1 protein-coding gene and 1 pseudogene are annotated in these 1,862 nt (G+C 69.2%); one reads left to right on the forward strand and one right to left on the reverse strand.

All coding sequences use genetic code 11. From position 1 onward, the window contains the following. Positions 1-459: 459 nt before the first annotated feature. Positions 460-1,404 carry a chemotaxis protein gene (locus tag ACXJKH_RS19605; RefSeq protein ID WP_256776992.1) on the reverse strand — a complete coding sequence of 315 codons (945 nt, stop codon included), beginning with the start codon at positions 1,402-1,404 and terminating at the stop codon, positions 460-462. A gap of 105 nt (positions 1,405-1,509) precedes the next feature. Between ACXJKH_RS19605 and flgA the strand changes: the two are divergent. Next, positions 1,510-1,862, forward strand: a pseudogene (gene flgA, locus ACXJKH_RS19610) (flagellar basal body P-ring formation chaperone FlgA); the annotation flags it as partial.

Consider the following 1,862-nt stretch of genomic DNA (forward strand, 5'->3'; position numbering starts at 1 on the left):
CGTGGGCGCCATCCATGGCGCCCAACGGTCCCGGCGGGCTCTGCCRACCCGCGCCCGGACGTGTCTGCGTCGCCGGAAGGAAGGGCACAGCCGGCTTCGGGAGGAGGGGTAGTGCCGGCCGCTGGCCGGCAACGCCTGCTACGCCTGCTACGCAGGCGACGTAGAGCCGGACTCTGCCCGGCTGCGGCACCCTGACGCCCACAAAAAAGCCCAGCGGGCGCTGGGCGTGATGATGAACGATGCAGCAAACCAAGGTAGAGCCGAGCGTTGCTCGGCTGATCTCTACCTACACCCGCGTTCGCCAAACAGGCGCCGACCCACTGTCAGCGGGTCGGGGTGGGTGGGGGGGCGGGACCGTTGGGCGCCATGGATGGCGCCCACGAGCCCCCAGGGACGGGTTTACGGCGTGTCCCGCACCCCCGCCCACCCCGGCCCGCCATCAGCGAACCGACCGCCGCTTCAAGCCGCCATCGCCACCTTCCGCAAACGATCCAGCACGAAATCGGCCAGCTCATGCGGGGAATACTTGGCCACGAACGCATTGGCGCCCACCCGCTCGACCATCGCGTTGTTGAACACGCCCGACAGCGAGGTATGCAGCAGCACGTACAGCCCGGCCAGGCCCGGATGGCGCCGGATTTCCGTCGTCAGCGTATAGCCGTCCATCGCCGGCATCTCGATGTCCGAAATCACCATCGCATAGCGCTCGGCCGGGTTCTCGCCGGCCGCGTGGATCTGCAGCAGGTGGTCCAGCGCCTGCTTGCCGTCGGACAGCAGCGTCGCGCCCACCCCCAGCTGGTCCAGCACACTGCGGATCTGCTGGCGGGCCACCCGCGAGTCGTCCACCACCAGCACCTGCAGCTGCGGGCCGTCGGCCGGCATCGCCAGCGACGGGTCCAGCACCGCCTCGCCGCGCACCTGGGCGATGTCGGCCAGCACGCTTTCCACGTCGATCACCTGGATCAGCTCGCCCTGGAAACGCGTCACCGCGGTCAGGTAGCTCGACTCGGCGCCCAGTTCCGGCGGCGGATGGATGTCCTCCACCGCGATATTGACGATCCGCTCCACCCCGCTCACCAGGAAGCCCTGGATCGAGCGATTGAACTCGGTCACCACCAGATAGCCCGGCGCCTTGTCCGCATCCGGCTCGCGCTCGGGGTGGCCGATGGCCAGCCCAAGGTCCAGCACCGGCACCGAGCGGCCGCGAACATCGGCCACCCCGGCGAACTGGCTGGGCAGCCCGGGCACCTGGAACAGGTCCGGGCGGCGCAGGACTTCCTGCACCTTGAACACGTTCACGCCAAAAAGCTGGCGTCCGCCGAGCCGGAACAGCAGCAGGGCCAGACGATTGTGGCCGGCCAGACGCGTACGCTGGTCGATGCGGTTGAGCAGGTCATGTGACATGGGGGTGGTATCGGCGCCAGCGCGCCCGACTTGAGCGCCGCGCCCCGTGGATTCCGGCACGCGCCTTGCAGGACGCTGCCCATGTGCCTTGCCCGTGGAGTCGCCATGCGTTGGATCATTCTTGCCCTGCTAACGCTGGTCACCGTGCCTGCGTCCGCCGCGGGCGGCTGGCAGCCGGTGGACAGCATCCGCGCCGCCGCGCTGTCGACCCTGCCGGCCGGCAGCGAAGGCGACACCACCCTGGATTCGGCGCTGCGCCTGCCGGCGTGCGGGCAGGGGCTCAAGGCCCAGCCCACCGGCACCAGCACCGTGGAAGTCAGCTGCCCGGATGCGGGCGGCTGGCGGCTGTTCGTCCCGGTCAAGATCCGCAGAAACCAGAATGTGCTCATCCTCAACCGCGGCATCAGTGCTGGAGAAACCCTGGCCGCCGTCGATATCACCACTGCACAGCGTGACGT

It is taken from the genome of Stenotrophomonas sp. P5_B8 (genome assembly GCF_054049855.1).